General features: G+C 71.6%; 14 protein-coding genes, 2 rRNA genes and 1 pseudogene (1 of these 17 only partly in view). 12 read left to right on the top strand and 5 right to left on the bottom strand.

The genetic code is table 11. The features are described from left to right. From ACI1MP_RS29170 to ACI1MP_RS29190, 5 genes are all read left to right on the top strand, one after another. Window positions 1–2,050: ribosomal RNA gene (locus tag ACI1MP_RS29170) — 23S ribosomal RNA — on the top strand; it begins 1,056 nt to the left of the window's first position. A gap of 97 nt (window positions 2,051–2,147) precedes the next feature. Then, a 5S ribosomal RNA gene (gene rrf, locus ACI1MP_RS29175) occupies window positions 2,148–2,264 on the top strand. 91 nt (window positions 2,265–2,355) lie between these two features. Beyond that, window positions 2,356–3,297, top strand: coding sequence for a TIGR03619 family F420-dependent LLM class oxidoreductase (locus ACI1MP_RS29180; protein WP_404870847.1), 942 nt, complete (start codon window positions 2,356–2,358; stop codon window positions 3,295–3,297). Between the two features lie 87 nt (window positions 3,298–3,384). Then, window positions 3,385–3,774, top strand: a complete 390-nt coding sequence (locus ACI1MP_RS29185; protein WP_404869830.1) for a VOC family protein — start codon at window positions 3,385–3,387, stop codon at window positions 3,772–3,774. A 71-nt stretch (window positions 3,775–3,845) separates the two neighbouring features. Beyond that, entirely contained in the window at window positions 3,846–4,451 is a 606-nt protein-coding gene (locus ACI1MP_RS29190) for a hypothetical protein (RefSeq protein WP_404869831.1), read from the top strand. A 65-nt stretch (window positions 4,452–4,516) separates the two neighbouring features. On the opposite strand, the gene ACI1MP_RS29195 is transcribed toward ACI1MP_RS29190, so the two are convergent. Beyond that, on the bottom strand, window positions 4,517–4,882 hold the full coding sequence (locus ACI1MP_RS29195) for a hypothetical protein (RefSeq protein ID WP_380344807.1): 366 nt from the start codon (window positions 4,880–4,882) through the stop codon (window positions 4,517–4,519). Between the two features lie 29 nt (window positions 4,883–4,911). After that, on the bottom strand, window positions 4,912–5,466 hold the full coding sequence (locus ACI1MP_RS29200) for a carboxymuconolactone decarboxylase family protein (protein ID WP_380344810.1): 555 nt from the start codon (window positions 5,464–5,466) through the stop codon (window positions 4,912–4,914). 60 nt (window positions 5,467–5,526) lie between these two features. Between ACI1MP_RS29200 and ACI1MP_RS29205 the strand changes: the two genes are divergently transcribed. Further along, window positions 5,527–6,027, top strand: coding sequence for a MarR family winged helix-turn-helix transcriptional regulator (locus ACI1MP_RS29205; RefSeq protein ID WP_380344813.1), 501 nt, complete (start codon window positions 5,527–5,529; stop codon window positions 6,025–6,027). 46 nt (window positions 6,028–6,073) lie between these two features. Beyond that, window positions 6,074–6,305, top strand: a pseudogene (locus ACI1MP_RS29210) (hypothetical protein); the annotation flags it as partial. 292 nt (window positions 6,306–6,597) lie between these two features. Here ACI1MP_RS29210 and ACI1MP_RS29215 read toward each other — a convergent pair. Next, entirely contained in the window at window positions 6,598–7,365 is a 768-nt protein-coding gene (locus ACI1MP_RS29215; protein WP_380344816.1) for a lysophospholipid acyltransferase family protein, read from the bottom strand. Window positions 7,366–7,827: 462 nt separating this feature from the next. On the opposite strand from ACI1MP_RS29215, the gene ACI1MP_RS29220 reads away from it, so the two are divergent. The 3 genes from ACI1MP_RS29220 to ACI1MP_RS29230 all read left to right on the top strand — a co-directional run bounded on the left by ACI1MP_RS29220 (window position 7,828) and on the right by ACI1MP_RS29230 (window position 10,229). Then, the gene (locus tag ACI1MP_RS29220; protein WP_404869832.1) at window positions 7,828–8,154 is read left to right on the top strand and encodes a TlpA family protein disulfide reductase; all 327 of its coding nucleotides are present in this window, start codon (window positions 7,828–7,830) and stop codon (window positions 8,152–8,154) included. Window positions 8,155–8,439: 285 nt separating this feature from the next. After that, the gene (locus ACI1MP_RS29225; RefSeq protein WP_380331681.1) at window positions 8,440–9,225 is read left to right on the top strand and encodes an electron transfer flavoprotein subunit beta/FixA family protein; all 786 of its coding nucleotides are present in this window, start codon (window positions 8,440–8,442) and stop codon (window positions 9,223–9,225) included. Between the two features lie 41 nt (window positions 9,226–9,266). Next, window positions 9,267–10,229 carry an electron transfer flavoprotein subunit alpha/FixB family protein gene (locus ACI1MP_RS29230; RefSeq protein ID WP_404869833.1) on the top strand — a complete coding sequence of 321 codons (963 nt, stop codon included), beginning with the start codon at window positions 9,267–9,269 and terminating at the stop codon, window positions 10,227–10,229. Window positions 10,230–10,305: 76 nt separating this feature from the next. Here the strand turns inward: ACI1MP_RS29230 and ACI1MP_RS29235 are convergent, their stop codons facing one another. Then, complete coding sequence (locus ACI1MP_RS29235) at window positions 10,306–11,679, bottom strand: S8 family serine peptidase (RefSeq protein ID WP_404870848.1); 1,374 nt, start codon at window positions 11,677–11,679, stop codon at window positions 10,306–10,308. 250 nt (window positions 11,680–11,929) lie between these two features. Here ACI1MP_RS29235 and ACI1MP_RS29240 point away from each other — a divergent pair, with 250 nt between their 5' ends. Further along, the gene (locus tag ACI1MP_RS29240) at window positions 11,930–13,348 is read left to right on the top strand and encodes an acyl-CoA synthetase (RefSeq protein WP_404869834.1); all 1,419 of its coding nucleotides are present in this window, start codon (window positions 11,930–11,932) and stop codon (window positions 13,346–13,348) included. Between the two features lie 134 nt (window positions 13,349–13,482). Continuing rightward, the gene (locus ACI1MP_RS29245) at window positions 13,483–14,526 is read left to right on the top strand and encodes an NUDIX hydrolase (RefSeq protein ID WP_189275812.1); all 1,044 of its coding nucleotides are present in this window, start codon (window positions 13,483–13,485) and stop codon (window positions 14,524–14,526) included. A gap of 294 nt (window positions 14,527–14,820) precedes the next feature. On the opposite strand, the gene ACI1MP_RS29250 is transcribed toward ACI1MP_RS29245, so the two are convergent. Then, on the bottom strand, window positions 14,821–15,366 hold the full coding sequence (locus ACI1MP_RS29250; protein WP_043909060.1) for a carboxymuconolactone decarboxylase family protein: 546 nt from the start codon (window positions 15,364–15,366) through the stop codon (window positions 14,821–14,823). Window positions 15,367–15,432: the final 66 nt, after the last annotated feature.

A 15,432-nucleotide genomic window follows, 5' to 3' on the forward strand; every position in this document is an offset into this window, starting at 1 on the left:
GTCGAGAGGGAAACAGCCCAGAACACCGACTAAGGTCCCTAAGCGTGTGCTAAGTGGGAAAGGATGTGGAGTCGCAGAGACAACCAGGAGGTTGGCTTAGAAGCAGCCACCCTTGAAAGAGTGCGTAATAGCTCACTGGTCAAGTGATTCCGCGCCGACAATGTAGCGGGGCTCAAGCACATCACCGAAGTCGTGTCATTGCAGCAATACTCCCAACGGAGGCTGTGATGGGTAGGGGAGCGTCGTGTGCCGGGTGAAGCAGCCGAGGAATCGAGTTGTGGACGGTTCACGAGTGAGAATGCAGGCATGAGTAGCGATACAAGAGTGGGAAACTCTTGCGCCGATTGACCAAGGGTTCCTGGGTCAAGCTGATCTGCCCAGGGTAAGTCGGGACCTAAGGCGAGGCCGACAGGCGTAGTCGATGGACAACGGGTTGATATTCCCGTACCCGCTTTGAAGCGCCAACGCTGAACCTCTTGATGCTAAGCCCGTGAAGCCGGCCCGGAGTCTTCGGACAATGGGACGTGGTGGAGCCGGTGGCCCAACGGGGTAGTAGGTGAGCGATGGGGTGACGCAGGAAGGTAGTCCAGCCCGGGCGGTGGTAGTCCCGGGGTAAGGGTGTAGGCCGTGAGGTAGGCAAATCCGCCTCACATCAAGGCTGAGACCTGATGCCGAGCCGATTGTGGTGAAGTGGATGATCCTATGCTGTCGAGAAAAGCCTCTAGCGAGTTTCATGGCGGCCCGTACCCCAAACCGACTCAGGTGGTCAGGTAGAGAATACCGAGGCGTTCGGGTGAACTGTGGTTAAGGAACTCGGCAAAATGCCCCCGTAACTTCGGGAGAAGGGGGGCCATTGCTGGTGATGGGACTTGCTCCTTGAGCTGGTGGTGGCCGCAGAGACCAGCGAGAAGCGACTGTTTACTAAAAACACAGGTCCGTGCGAAGCCGTAAGGCGATGTATACGGACTGACGCCTGCCCGGTGCTGGAACGTTAAGGGGACCGGTTAGTCCGATTTCGGTCGGGCGAAGCTGAGAACTTAAGCGCCAGTAAACGGCGGTGGTAACTATAACCATCCTAAGGTAGCGAAATTCCTTGTCGGGTAAGTTCCGACCTGCACGAATGGCGTAACGACTTCTCGACTGTCTCAACCACAGGCCCGGTGAAATTGCATTACGAGTAAAGATGCTCGTTTCGCGCAGCAGGACGGAAAGACCCCGGGACCTTTACTATAGCTTGATATTGGTGTTCGGTTCGGCTTGTGTAGGATAGGTGGGAGACTTTGAAGCCGTGACGCCAGTCATGGTGGAGTCGCCGTTGAAATACCACTCTGGTCGTGCTGGATGTCTAACCTGGGTCCGTGATCCGGATCAGGGACAGTGTCTGGTGGGTAGTTTAACTGGGGCGGTTGCCTCCTAAAGAGTAACGGAGGCGCCCAAAGGTTCCCTCAGCCTGGTTGGCAATCAGGTGTTGAGTGTAAGTGCACAAGGGAGCTTGACTGTGAGACTGACGGGTCGAGCAGGTACGAAAGTAGGGACTAGTGATCCGGCGGTGGCTTGTGGAAGCGCCGTCGCTCAACGGATAAAAGGTACCCCGGGGATAACAGGCTGATCTTCCCCAAGAGTCCATATCGACGGGATGGTTTGGCACCTCGATGTCGGCTCGTCGCATCCTGGGGCTGGAGTAGGTCCCAAGGGTTGGGCTGTTCGCCCATTAAAGCGGTACGCGAGCTGGGTTTAGAACGTCGTGAGACAGTTCGGTCCCTATCCGCTGTGCGCGTAGGAGTGTTGAGAAGGGCTGTCCCTAGTACGAGAGGACCGGGACGGACGAACCTCTGGTGTGCCAGTTGTCCTGCCAAGGGCATGGCTGGTTGGCTACGTTCGGGAGGGATAACCGCTGAAAGCATCTAAGCGGGAAGCCTGCTTCGAGATGAGCACTCCCACCTCCTTGAGAGGGTAAGGCTCCCAGTAGACGACTGGGTTGATAGGCCGGATATGGAAGCCCTGTGAGGGGTGGAGTTGACCGGTACTAATAGGCCGAGGGCTTGTCCTCAGTTGCTCGCGTCCACTGTGTTGGTTCTGAAACCACGAACAGAATCCCGCCCCACCTTGGGGGGTGTGCGGGTTCCGGTTCGACAGTTTCATAGTGTTTCGGTGGTCATAGCGTGAGGGAAACGCCCGGTTACATTCCGAACCCGGAAGCTAAGCCTCACAGCGCCGATGGTACTGCAGGGGGGACCCTGTGGGAGAGTAGGACGCCGCCGAACAATTCTTCAGGGAAAGCCCCTCGCCTTTACGGCGGGGGGCTTTTTCGCGTTCCCGGAGGAATCCGGAGACGTGGAGCTCCGACCTGCGGGGATGAAACGGGCCGGGCCGAGTGGTTGGGCCTGGGGTCGGGTGGTCTACGGAGGGGTGTGCTGCCATGTCCGGGTTGCGTCTAGGGGTGTCGCTCAGCCGCGGTGGCCGGCGGGGGACGGTCGTGGAGCGGTTCGGGCGGCGGGGGTCGCGGAGCGGCTCGGATTCGATCATGTTGCGGTCGGGAACCGGGTGTTGGAGAGCGGGTTCGGGCTGGATGCCGATCCGTTGGTGCTGTTGGCGGCGGTGGCGGGGGCCACGTCGCGAGTGCGGTTGCTGACGTCGGTGCTGGTGGTGCCGTACTACCGGGCGGTGGTGATGGCGAATCAGGTGGCGACGCTGGATGTGGTGTCGGGCGGCCGGCTGATTCTGGGGGTCGGGACGGGGTGGAATCCGGCGGAGTTCGCCGCTGCGGGGGTGCCGGCGGGGGAGCGGGGTGCGCGGACGGACGACCACCTGGGGGCGGCTCGGGCGTTGTGGTCCTCGCGGCCGGCGGAGCTCGAGGGGCGGTTCACGCAGCTGCAGGGGGTGCGGTTGGGGGTGGCGCCGGTGTCGGCGGGTGGGCCGCCGGTGTGGGTGGGCGGGCACAGCGCGGCGGCGTTGCGGCGGGTGGTGCGGCACGGGGACGGCTGGTACGGGACGGGCGTGGATGCGGCGGAGGTGGTGGGCGTTCGACGTCGGCTGGCGGAGCTGGCGGAGGACGCGGACCGGTTCGCGGTGGCTGCGGCGGTGTTCCTGACCCCGCCGGGTGTCGAGGCAGTGGTGGAAGCGCCGGGGCGGCCGTTGGGTGGGGAGAGAGTTTCGGCGGGGAGTGTGGTGCAGGAGTTGGGGGAGCTCGCGGAGGCGGGGCTGACGGACTGCACGCTGTGGTTCCCGGTCGCGGGGGAGCAGGTGGAGCGGGCGATGGAGTGGGTGGCGGCGGAGGTGCTGCCGCAGCTCGGGTGAGTGTCCTGGCGTGCCGGGGCGGTGCTGTCGGACCCGGGCCGTAGGCTCGCGTTCGGAAGAACCAGCTTGCTGTGAAAGGGAGTTGACATGTTTCTTGGCCTGCGAACGGTGATCTACCCCGCGCCGGATCTCGCTGCGGCGAAGGCCTGGTGGACCTCGGTGCTGGGCATCGAGCCGTACTTCGACGAGCCGTTCTACGTCGGCTTCAACGTCGGTGGCTACGAGCTGTCGCTGGATCCGAGCGGTGACCCGGCGGTGGGGCCGGTGACGTACTGGGGCGTCCGGGACGTGGAGGTGGCGTTGAAGCACGTGGTGGCGGCCGGGGCGACGGTGCGGCAGGCGGTGCAGGAGGTTGGCGGCGGGATCCGGGTGGCGGCGGTGGTCGAGCCGGCCGGGTCGGTGCTGGGACTGATCGAGAACCCGCACTTCGTGCTGCCCGAGACGCTGCCGGGCGAGGGCGAGGGTCCGGGCCGCTGAGTGGGAGGGCGAAGGGGCCCCGGCCGGTGACGGTCAGGGCCCTTTTGCAGGTCGGGAGGCGAGGGGCGGGCGTGGGGTTTCACGGGTACTGGGTGCTCGGGGTGGTGCCGGACGAGGTGGCGGCGGGTGTCGCCGACTGGGCGCGGCGGCCGGCGACGGCGGTCGGGGAGTTGGCGTGGTGGCGGGATCGGCTCGCGGCGCGGACGGAGTGGCTGCGGCGGCTGCCCGGCGGCGGTGCTTGGCGCGGAGCGGACGCGGTCGTGCCGGCGGAGATGTTCGAGGGCTGGCGGGGCGACGGCGACCGGGCGGAGCAGGTGCGATGGGAGCTGCTCGGGCGGTTGGAGGAGTGCGCGGAGGAGGAGCGTTGCACGATCGGCGCTTCGCGGGCGTACCCGTTCGATGCGTTGGCGTTCGCACTGGGGCCGGAGGCGGTGGAGCGGTTGCCGGGGTGGGGCGGGGAGTTCGTGCTCGACGCGGCGGGGGTGCGGGAGTACCGGCCGGTGCTGGAGGCGCTGTTGGGCCGGCCGGGGACGGAACGGGCGGCCGCGTGGCTGTCGTCGATGGGCGACGAGGACGGGGCGGGGACGGTCGCGGAGCTGTTCGCGGGGCCGGTGCGGGTGCTGCGGGCGGCGGAGCGGGCGGGTGCGGGGGCCGTCGGAGTGGCGCTGGAGTTCTGAGCGGCGGGGGCAGGCAGCGCTGAGGCCGCGCCCGTGAGCCACCGGCCGCGGGCGGTGGCGTGCCGTCAGGGAGTGTCCGCGTGGTGGTCGTTGCGGACCAGGAGGTGGGCCAGGCGGGCGGCGACGGTGGTGACGGGGTGCCAGGTGGCGGCCCGGAGGTGGTCGGTGGGGGTGGGGTCGGGCGGGAGGGCGGCCAGGTGGAGGCGGAGGGCGGTGCCGAGGTCGGCGGTGAGGGCGGCTTCCTCGGGGGTGCGCAGGGTGTGGCCGAGCCAGGGGACGGGGGCGGTGGCGTCGCACGCGTCGGTGAGGAGGGTGGCGAGGTGCGGGGCCGGGTCGAAGTCGGCGTCCTGGAGGCCGGGGGCGGCCAGGGTGAGGACCGCGGTCACCAGTTGGTGCCGGAGTTGGGGGAGGGTGAGGCCGCGGTCGGTCACCGGGGGAGCGTACCGGCTGGAGCGGAGGGTCAGGCGTAGGGCGCGAGTTGGGGGTCGACGGGGGCGTCGGTGAGGCGGTTGGCGAAGGTGGAGAGGGTGTAGGCGCCGATGCCGAGGACGATCTCCAGGGCGTTGCGGGGCGTGAAGCCGTGCGCGAGGAAAGCGGCGAGGTCGGGCTCGGGGACGGCGCCGGTGTGGTCGAGGGCGGAGTGGACGAAGCGGCGGACGGCCTCCAACCGGGCGTCCGGGAGGGGCTGTTGGGCGCGGAGGGCGGCGATCAGGTCGGGGTCGGCGGCGAGCCGGGTGAGCTGGGCGGTGTGCATGGCGACGCAGACGTGGCAGCCGTTGCGGGTGGCGATGGTCAGGACGACGGTCTCGCGGACCACCGGGTCGAGTTCGGTGGCGTCGAAGAGCGCCGTCAACTTGAGGAAGCCGTCGAGGAGTTGGGGCGACTGGGCGAGTCGGGCGGCGGCGCTCGGGAGGTAGCCGAGGTGGTGGGCGACGCCCTCCAGGGAGCGGCGGGACGCGGCGGGGGCGGTCTCGGGGGTGAGGTCGGGGAAGTGCTGGGTGGCGATGCCGGACATGGCGATCTCTTTCGGGTGGTGAGAGGTGTGCCGGGGCGTGCCGCGGCTGCGCGTCCTAGAATGGACAACGTGGTTGACCAAAACGTAAACCAGGTTGTCGATCCGCGCAACGGCTTCGAGCTCCCGCTGCTGCTGTTCGCCGGATTCCGCACGATCATCGACGAGTTGCACGCCGAACTCGCCCGGCAGGGTCACCCCGAGGCGCGGCCCGCGCACGGCTTCGCGCTGCAGGCGATCGGGCTGGACGGGGCGACGGCGAGCGAGCTCGGCCGGCGGCTGGGGGTGTCCAAGCAGGCCGCGGGGAAGACGGTGGACCGGCTGGAGGCGCTCGGCTATGCGGAGCGGGCGGACGACCCGGGCGACGCGCGGCGCAAGGTGGTGCGGCTGACCCCGCACGGGCTGGACGTGCTGGCCCGGTCGGCGGTGGTGTTCGAGCAGATCCGCGGACGCTGGGCGGCGGCCCTGGGGGAGCAGCGACTGCGCGAACTCGAGGACGGCCTGGCGCAGTTGACCGGACCGTCCGGCTTCCGGCTGGACGCGGCAGGCTGGTTCGGCGGCTGAGCGGCGCCGAAGCGCTGTCGGCCCCGGGGACACTTCACGTGTTCCGGCGGAGCGGCCGGCGTGGCGTCGCTCGACGGCCCGGCAACCGGACGTGCAGCGGCGGGCGTTGCGGCTGAGGGAGCAGGCGGTGGCGGACGGCGCGGGAGTCGGCGTTCCTGCGGGACCGGCTGCTGGTGAACGAGGGGCGGGTGCAGGTCTGCGGCACCCGGATCGCGGGGGTGCACGACGGCGCGCCGGTGCCGTGCGAGGGCCCGGCGCGAATGGACCGGGGCCGGTCTTCGAACCGCCGTCGCAGCCCCGCGGCGTCCGGTGCGTGCTCTCGGTGTGCCGGGTGGAAGGCCTCGTACTGGGTGTACTCGGCTTTCGCCCGGTGCGGCGGGAGTGCGTGCCCGGGGGGTGCCTCCCGGCCGAAGGCCGGGGGGCGCGTCGTGGGGCGGGCGGCGGTGTGAAGACAGGACCTGGCGGCGGGCCGAGGTCGGCATCCCGCCGTTCGGGGAGCGCGTGGCCCGGTTCGGTCCACCCGGCGCGCCCGTCGCCCCTGCCGGGCGGCGAGGGCGACGGGCGGCGGGCTCAGCGGGCGGCGCGGCGTTCGGCCTTGGCGGCGGCTTCCGCCTCGTCCTCGGCCTCGGCCTGCTCCAGGGTGGGGGCGGTGCCGCCGAGGTGGGCGGGGACCCACCAGGAGTCGTCGGGGCCGGCCGGCTTGGCGGGGTAGTCGCGCTGGGCGCGGTCGAGCATCTCCGACATGGCGGCGCGCAGGCGGCGGGTGACCATGACGGGCCTGTCGGCCTCGGTCAGGTGGATCGGCTCGCCGATCATGATGGTGACGGGGACGTGGCGCTTGGTCAGGGTCTTCGGGCGGCCCTTGGTCCACAGCTGCTGGGTGCCCCAGAGGATGACGGGCAGCAGCGGGGTGCCGGAGTCGGCGGCCATCCGGGCGGCGCCGGTCTTGAACTTCTTCAGCATGAACGAGCGGCTGATGGTGGCCTCGGGGAAGACGCCGACCACCTCGCCCTCGCGGAGCGCCTTGACGGCGGCCTCGTACGCGGGCTGGCCGTCGGTGCGGTCGACCGGGATGTGCTTCATGCCGCGCATCAGCGGGCCGGAGATCCGGTGCCGGAACACGTCGTCCTTGGCCATGAAGCGGGTCTTGCGGCGGGCCACCCGGTAGGCGCCGAAGCCGGCGAAGATGAAGTCCAGGTAGCTGATGTGGTTGCTGACCAGGACGGCGCCGCCGGTGGCGGGGACATGCTCGGCGCCGACGATGGAGATCCGCAGGTCCAGCGCCTTGAACGCGGTGAGCGCGGTGCGGATCACCGGCGGGTACACGAACTCTGCCACGGTCAGTCCTACTTCCCACGGGCCTGGTGCCCGGTGCGGTGGATCCCGGGGCGTGGTGGCAGGGCCGACGGGTCGCGGCACGCCGCGGCGGCCACGGGTGTTTCCCCCCGATGATCCCCCGAACGGGCACGGTCTGTCACGCCCGCGCACCGCACGGGTCGGCCCGACGGGTGCGGCCGGAGTCGGAATGCCGGGCCGGGGCCGGGCGTTCGGCGCGGTGACCGGCGGGCGGCGACCCGTGCCCCGCAGGCAAATCGGGCGAACCGGGGCAGCTGTGCGGCTCCGGCCCGGCGCCCCGGGCGGCGCGGGACGGGGCGGGGGCGTCGAACACCGGGTCGCACGGAGAGTGGTCGTGACAGCCCCACCGGCGGACTGTTCGAGCCCGGGGCGGCGTTTGTCACACTGGACCGGTGATCGGACCGGCCGGTCCCGACGGTGGAACGGCGAGGCGGGAGGCGGCGGATGCGCGGCGAAGGCGAAGCGGTGCGGCTGACCGGGGCGGAACTCGGCGCCGAACTGGGGGAGCGGGCGACGCTGGTGCAGTTCTCCACCTCCTTCTGTCAGCCGTGCCGGGCGACCCGGTGCACGCTCGCCGAGGTGGCCGGAATGGTCGAGGGGGTGGCGCACGTGGAGGTGGACGCCGAGTCGCAGCTGGAGCTGGTGCGCCGGCTGGAGATCCGACGCACCCCGACCGTGCTGGTGCTGGACGCCGCGGGCCGGGTGGTGCGCCGGGCGGCAGGTCAGCCGCGCCGGATGGACGTGATCGCGGCACTCGGCGAGGCCGTCTAGCGTTCAATCTCACAGGCGATCTGGTGCCGGGTCAGGTGGCAGTCGGCCCGCCCTGCGGCAGGATGGGCCAAGGCGGTGCCGCAGGTGCCCGCCCGGACCTGCGGCAGCGTAAGCTACTGGCGAGTAGTGACGGCTGAGCTACTCATGAGTATGCTGCCGGGGAGTTCCGGCGGGGCACCGGCGCGCGCCGCCCGGACCGCGGGCCCCGCGCGTGTGCCGAGACCGCTCGACACGCACGGACGCAGCCGCAGCCGCCGGATCGGACCAGTAACAGGAGAGCAGGCCGTGAGCTTGAGGATCGTTGTCTGTGTGAAGTACGTGCCCGACGCGACCGGTGACCGTCGCTTCGCGGACGATGCCACCACCGACCGGGAGGGCGTGGACGGCCTCCTGTCGGAGCTGGACGAGTACGGCGTCGAGCAGGCGCTGCGCATCGCCGAGGCGAACGAGGGCGCCGAGGTGACCGTCCTGACGGTCGGCCCCGACGACGCGAAGGACGCCCTGCGCAAGGCCCTGTCGATGGGCGCCGACAAGGCCGTCCACGTCAACGACGACGACATCCACGGCACCGACGTGATGGGCACCTCCGCGATCCTCGCGGCGGCGCTGGAGAAGACCGGCTACGACCTCGTCGTGTGCGGCATGGCCTCCACCGACGGCACGATGGGCGTCCTGCCCGCCCTGCTGGCCGAGCGCCTGGGCGTCCCGCAGGCCACCCTCCTGTCCGAGGTCGCCGTCGAGGCCGGCACCGTCAAGGGCCGCCGCGACGGCGACGCCGCCACCGAACTCCTCGAGGCGCCCCTGCCCGCCGTCGTCTCGGTCACCGACCAGTCCGGCGAGGCCCGCTACCCCTCCTTCAAGGGCATCATGGCCGCGAAGAAGAAGCCCGTGCAGTCGTTCGACCTCGACGACCTCGGCATCGACGCCGACACCGTCGGCCTGGCGGGCGCGTGGACGAAGGTCGCGGAGATCACCGCCCGCCCCGCCCGCACCCAGGGCGTCGTCGTGACCGACGAGGGCGACGGCGGCAAGCGGCTCGCCGCGTACCTCGCCGAGCAGAAGTTCATCTGACGGCCCGCCAGGAACCTTCGAAGGATACGGAGTTTAGACACATGAGCGAGATCCTGGTCCTGGTCGACCACGCCGACGGCGCGGTGCGCAAGCCCGCCCTCGAACTGCTCACCCTCGCCCGCCGCCTCGGCACCCCCGCCGCCGTCGTCCTCGGCGCCGGCGACCACGCCGCGGCGATCGCCGCCAAGGCCGCCGAGTACGGCGCCGCCAAGGTCTACACCGCCGACGCCGACGAGTTCACCACCCACCTCGTCGTCCCCAAGGTCGACGCCCTCACCCAGATCGCCCAGACCGCAGGCGCCGCCGCCGTCCTGGTCACCTCCGGCGGCGAGGGCAAGGAGATCGCCGCCCGCACCGCCCTGCGCCTGGGCTCGGGCCTGATCACCGACGCCGTGGACCTGGAACAGGGCACCGACGGCCCCGTCGCCACCCAGTCGGTGTTCGCCGCGTCGTTCCAGGTGAAGTCCACCGTCACCACCGGCACGCCCGTCATCACCGTCAAGCCGAACAGCGCCGCCCCCGAAGCCGCGCCGGCCGCCGGCACCGTCGAGAACGTCACCGTCGCGTTCACCGGCAACGCCGCCACCGTCACCTCCCGCACCCCGCGCGTCTCCACCGGCCGCCCCGAGCTCACCGAAGCCGCCATCGTCGTCTCCGGCGGCCGCGGCGTCGGCGCGGCGGAGGGCTTCACCGTCGTCGAGGACCTCGCGGACGCCCTCGGCGCGGCCGTCGGCGCCTCCCGCGCCGCCGTCGACGCCGGCTGGTACCCGCACACCAACCAGGTCGGCCAGACCGGCAAGCAGGTCTCGCCGCAGCTGTACGTCGCCGCCGGCATCTCCGGCGCGATCCAGCACCGCGCCGGCATGCAGACCTCGAAGACCATCGTCGCGGTCAACAAGGACCCCGAGGCCCCGATCTTCGAACTCGTCGACTACGGCGTCGTCGGCGACCTCTTCACCGTCCTCCCCCAGCTCACCACCGAGGTCAAGGCCCGCAAGGGCTGACCTGTCGAGGCTGAACTGCGGCGCGGCCCCCGGGAGTTGTCCCGGGGGCCGCGCCGTTTTTCGGGTCCGGCCGGGGTCAGCGGCCGGCGAGGGAGCGCACGAAGCGGTTGGCGTCGATGGTGCCGAGGCCGGACGCCAGGTCGTAGCCCTTGACGGCCTGGTAGCCGGTCACGGCGCCCCAGGAGTTGTCGCCCTCGGTGACGTCGGTGATGCCGCTCCACTGCGGGGGCAGCTGCGCCATCGCGTACATCCGCGGGTTGAGCTGGCCGAGGCGGTGCCCGGCGAGCTGGTCGGCGAGCGCCACGATGCCCGAGAAGATCGGGGTGGCCTCGCTGGTGCCGCCGGTCAGGTGCCAGCCGACCCGGGTCGGGTCGTAGGACTCGTACGTCCAGGCGGCGCCGTCCACGGCCGCGCTCATCGAGATGTCCGGGGTGCCGCGGTGGTCGCCGGTCACGTTCGCCACGCCCGCCTGGTACCAGGGGCGCCCGAAGACGCCGGAGACGCCGCCGCCGGCCGCGCCGTAGTCGTCGTGCCAGACCTTGTCCGGGGCGGTGCGCTTCCCGCTGTTGTCCAGGGTCAGCTCGGTGCCGCCGACCGAGGTGACCAGCGGGTCCGCGGACGGCCAGGAGTTGACCCGGTACGGGTACAGGTCGGTGCCGTTCTCCATCGCGTCGGTGGCGCCGTTGTCGCCGGAGGCCGCGAGCACCGTGACGTCCTTGGCGGCGGCGAACCTGAAGGCGTACCGCAGGCTCTCGATCGACTTGAAGTCGCCCTTGTCGAAGCCCGGGAAGGTGTTCTCGGTGGCGCCGAAGCTCTGCGAGATCACGTCCACGTCGCGGTGCTGCATGAGCGCCTTCTCGGCGTCCATCATCTCCGGCAGGCCGGTGACGCCCTCGGTCTCCGCGACGCCGGTCTCCACCAGCACGATGTGGGCGTCGGGGGCGACGGCGTGCGCGTACTCGACGTCCAGGGTGGTCTCACCGGCCCAGCCGGTGTGGTCCGGGTTGGTCGGGTCGAACACCGGGACGTCGCCCCACTTGACCACCTCGACCTGGGTGTCCGGGATGCCCCACTGCTTGTCGAACACCTCCAGGTCGTGCTGGATGGTCGGCGAGCCGAACGAGTCCACGATCACGATGGTGCGGCCCTTGCCCGTGACGCCCTGCTGGTACAGCGGGTTCAGGTTGTAGGCCTGGCGGTACTGCAGCGGCGAGTAGCAGTGGATGCCGATCTGCGACACGCAGTCCGAGGTCGATATCGGCGCGACCCGGCCGACCGCGTCGATGTGCCCGGCCGAGGCGGGACGCAGGTGGAAGGCGGCCGGCAGGTGCAGGTCGGCCGCCGACCGGGCGGTCGCGGTGGCGCCGGTCAGGGCGGTGGCCCCGACGGCGAGCAGCGCGGCGGCCCGCAGCGCGGTGGAGCGACGGGGACCCGCGGTGGCGGGGTGCATGCTCAAAGGGGACTCCTGGAGGAGACGGTTCCCGGCACGACCGGCCGGGGCGATCCCTATCCCACCGGTGCCGGCGAGGTCCGGCCATAGTCCGAGACGGGCGGTGGGGATGGTTCCGGTCGGCCACCGGATTCGGTAAAGGAACTGGAGCGATTCCGTAACGCCCCAGCTCAGCACGGACGGTGACGATCCGCCCGGCGGACGGGTCGCTGGTGTACTCCGGTCGCCCCGGCTCGTAGAGTCGGGCGGCATGGGACTGCTGACGGCACTGGACGGCGTGTACGGGGACCGCGCGGACGCGGTGGTGGTGAACAGCCTTGCGCTGTCCTGGGAGGAGTTGCTGCGCGCCGCCGGGGCGATCGCCGAACGGGCCGCCGGGGCACCGGCGCTGGCCGTGCTGGCCCGGCCCGAGCCGGAGACCGTGGCGGCCGTGGTCGGCGGCCTGCTGGCCGGCGTCCCCGTGGTGCCGCTGCCGCCCGACTCCGGGCCGGTGGAGCGCGCCCACATCCTGCGCGACAGCGGCGCCACCCTGCTGGCGGGCACCCGTCCGCCCGAGGACGCCGAAGGGCTGACGGTCCTTCCGGTCCGGCTCACCGACCGGGCGAGCGGCCAGTGGCGGCCCGCCGCCGAGGACCTCGACCGGACGGCGTTCGTGCTGTACACCTCCGGCACCACCGGCGCCCCCAAGGGCGCGCTGATCCCGCACCGCGCCGTCGCCGCCGGCCTCGACGGCCTCGCCGACGCCTGGCAGTGGAACGCCGACGACGCCCTCGTCCACGGCCTGCCGCTGTTCCACGTCCACGGCCTGGTGCTCGGCGTGCTCGGCGCGCTGCGCACCGGCAGCCGCCTGGTGCACACCGGCCGCCCCACCCCCGCCGGGTACGCCGCCGCCCGCGGCAGCCTGTACTTCGGCGTGCCCACCGTGTGGTCCCGGATCGCCGCCGACGCCGACGCCGCCCGCGAGTTGGCCACCGCCCGACTGCTGGTGTCCGGCAGCGCCCCGCTGCCCGTCCCGGTCTTCGAACAGCTGCGCCGGCTCACCGGGCAGGCCCCCGCCGAGCGGTACGGCATGACCGAGACGCTGATCACCGTCGCCACCCGCGCCGACGGCGAACGGCGGCCCGGCGCGGTCGGCGTACCGCTGCCCGGCGTGCGGACCCGGCTGATCGGCGAGGACGGGCAGCAGCTGCCGCACGACGGCGAGAGCGTCGGCGACCTCCAGCTCCAGGGCCCCACCCTGTTCGACGGCTACCTCGGACGGCCCGACGCCACCGCCGACTCCTTCACCGCCGACGGCTGGTTCCGCACCGGCGACGTCGCCGTCGTCGAACCCGACGGCTTCCACCGGATCGTCGGCCGCGCCTCCGTCGACCTGATCAAGAGCGGCGGCTACCGGATCGGCGCCGGCGAGGTCGAGGCCGCACTGCGCGACCACCCCGGGGTTCTCGATGCGGCAGTGGTCGGCGCCCCCGACCACGACCTCGGGCAGGTGGTGGTCGCCTACGTGGTCGCCTCGGGTGAAGATTTGACCGAACGTCAGCTGGTCGACTTCGTGGCGCAGCGGCTGTCCGTGCACAAGCGCCCCCGCCGGGTCGTCCTGGTCGACGACCTGCCGCGCAACGCCATGGGCAAGGTGCTGAAGAAGCAGCTGCTGGAGCCCGGGCGGTAGGGGGTCCGTCCGGGGCGGGCAAAGCGGTCCTTTCAGGAGCCCGGGGAGTGGGTACCACTGGGGGTGGCGTGGGGGCCCGGGCCCCGCGGCTGCCCGGCGGACCGGCCGGGCCGGCACAGAGGGGCAGGGACGCTGTGATCGTCTGGGTCAATGGGGCATTCGGGGCGGGCAAGACGAGCGCCTGCCGAGAGCTGGCCGGGCTGTTGCCCGGCAGCGTGCTGTTCGAGCCGGACGCCGTCGAGGCGCTGCTCCGCGCCACTCTGCCGCCCGGCCGCCGGGCCGAGGTGACGGACCCGCAGGAGCTGCCCGCGTGGCGGCGGCTGGTCACCGAGACCGCCGCCGCGCTCGCCGACGAGACCGCCGGGCCCGTCCTGGTCCCGATCACGCTGCTGCGCCAGGAGCACCGCGACGAGATCTTCGGCTCGCTGGCCGGCCGCGGTCTCGCCGTGCACCACGTCGTCCTGGACCCCGTCGAAACGATCCTGCGCGCCAGGATCGCCACCCGCGAGGGCGCCCTCGACACGGCGCTGCGGCAGCGCGACCGGGAGGCGCTGCCCGCCTACCTCGCCGCCCGCGGCTGGCTGGCCGGCGACGCGCGCATGATCGACAACGGTGTGCTGACGCCGCGCCAGACCGCCGAGAGGATCCTCGACCTGGTGCGCAGCGGTGCGGCCCGCTGCCCGATCGTGCGCACCGAGGGCGGCAACGGCGACACCGTCGCCGCCGCCGTCCTGCTCTTCGACGACCGGGACCGGGTCCTGCTGGTCGACCCCGCGTACAAACCGCACTGGGAGTTCCCCGGCGGCGTCGTCGAACGCGGCGAATCGCCGACCGCGGCCGCCGTCCGCGAAGCCGCCGAAGAACTCGGCCTCCGGCTGCGCCCCGAGGAACTGCGGCTGCTCGCCGTCGACTGGGAGCCGGGCAAGGGCCGCGCCCGCGGCGGCCTGCGACTCGTCTACGACGGCGGCCGACTCGGGCCCTCCGAGGTCCTGCGGCTGCGGCTGCCCACCGGGGAGCTCCGGGACTGGCACTTCGCGACGCTGCGGGAGGCCGCGGAGATGCTGCCGGCGGCGCGACTGCGACGGCTGGTGGCTGCGCTGGAGGCGCGGGCGGAAGGGGAGTTGAGGTACTTGGAGGGCGGGCGACGGGCCGCGACAGGCGCTGCGCAGGCCCGGTAGTCGGGTGAGGGGACAGGAAGAGCACAACCAGGGGCGCGGGGGGGATCTGCGCGAGCGGACGGGCGCGAGAACAGGGGCGCGTGGGGGTACCTCCCGGCCCGCCAGGGCTGGGGGAGAACTGCGCGACAAGCGCACGCCCGGCCGTGAGGTCGCGAGCACGTGCAGGTCGTCGTCCTGCGTCGCGGTCTTGCGGACGGGGTGCCTTCCGCTGCGCGCAGTTCCGCCCCCTCGGCTTTGCCTGGGGGTACCCCCAGCGCCCCCGGTTGCGCGTCCGGTTTCCAGCCTGGCGCAGCCCTATTCGCCGGGCTGCGGGAGGTACCCGTGGTCGGAGAGGTGGGCGCCGATCATGCGGTACACGTCGGGGTCGTCGGGGGTGATGGCGGCGAGGCCGTCGACGTAGCGGTTGTACATGCAGAACGCGGACGCGATCAGCACGGTGTCGTGGATGATCGTGTCGTCGGCGCCGACGGCCCTCGCGGCGGCGATGTCCTCCTCGGTGACGGACAGTCCGCTCTCGGCGACCTTGCCGGCGAGCTGGAGCAGGGCCCGCATCAGGTCGGAGACGGGGGCGGTGGCCAGGTCGGCCTGGACGGCGTCGACCAGGGCGAAGTCGCCCTCCAGGCGGTGCGCGGCGGTGGCGCCGTGCGCGGCCGCGCAGTAGCGGGTGCAGTTGAGCGAGGAGACGTAGGCGGCGATCAGCTCGCGTTCGCCGACGGACAACGGGGACTCGCCGCGCAGGAGTTGTTCGGCGAGTTCGCTCAGGCGCAGGCCGGATGCGGGGTTGAAGGCGAGCAGGCCCCGGATTCCGGGGTGGGGGGCAGGGAGCGCGATGTGCGGCATGGCCCTTACTGAACCGGTTCGAAGGGCCCTTGGCAAGGCCTTGACCTGCGGTTGTGTCGTCACAGC

The organism is Kitasatospora griseola, from assembly GCF_044999035.1.
Taxonomy (GTDB): domain Bacteria; phylum Actinomycetota; class Actinomycetes; order Streptomycetales; family Streptomycetaceae; genus Kitasatospora; species Kitasatospora griseola.

Coding starts and splice junctions, on each gene's coding strand:
- ACI1MP_RS29185 (WP_404869830.1), top strand. CDS start 3,385: ATGTTTCTTGGCCTGCGAACGGTGATCTACCCCGCGCCGGATCTCGCT.
- ACI1MP_RS29220 (WP_404869832.1), top strand. CDS start 7,828: ATGCGCGGCGAAGGCGAAGCGGTGCGGCTGACCGGGGCGGAACTCGGC.
- ACI1MP_RS29180 (WP_404870847.1), top strand. CDS start 2,356: ATGAAACGGGCCGGGCCGAGTGGTTGGGCCTGGGGTCGGGTGGTCTAC.
- ACI1MP_RS29205 (WP_380344813.1), top strand. CDS start 5,527: ATGGACAACGTGGTTGACCAAAACGTAAACCAGGTTGTCGATCCGCGC.
- ACI1MP_RS29230 (WP_404869833.1), top strand. CDS start 9,267: ATGAGCGAGATCCTGGTCCTGGTCGACCACGCCGACGGCGCGGTGCGC.
- ACI1MP_RS29240 (WP_404869834.1), top strand. CDS start 11,930: ATGGGACTGCTGACGGCACTGGACGGCGTGTACGGGGACCGCGCGGAC.
- ACI1MP_RS29200 (WP_380344810.1), bottom strand. CDS start 5,466: ATGTCCGGCATCGCCACCCAGCACTTCCCCGACCTCACCCCCGAGACC.
- ACI1MP_RS29235 (WP_404870848.1), bottom strand. CDS start 11,679: ATGCACCCCGCCACCGCGGGTCCCCGTCGCTCCACCGCGCTGCGGGCC.
- ACI1MP_RS29250 (WP_043909060.1), bottom strand. CDS start 15,366: ATGCCGCACATCGCGCTCCCTGCCCCCCACCCCGGAATCCGGGGCCTG.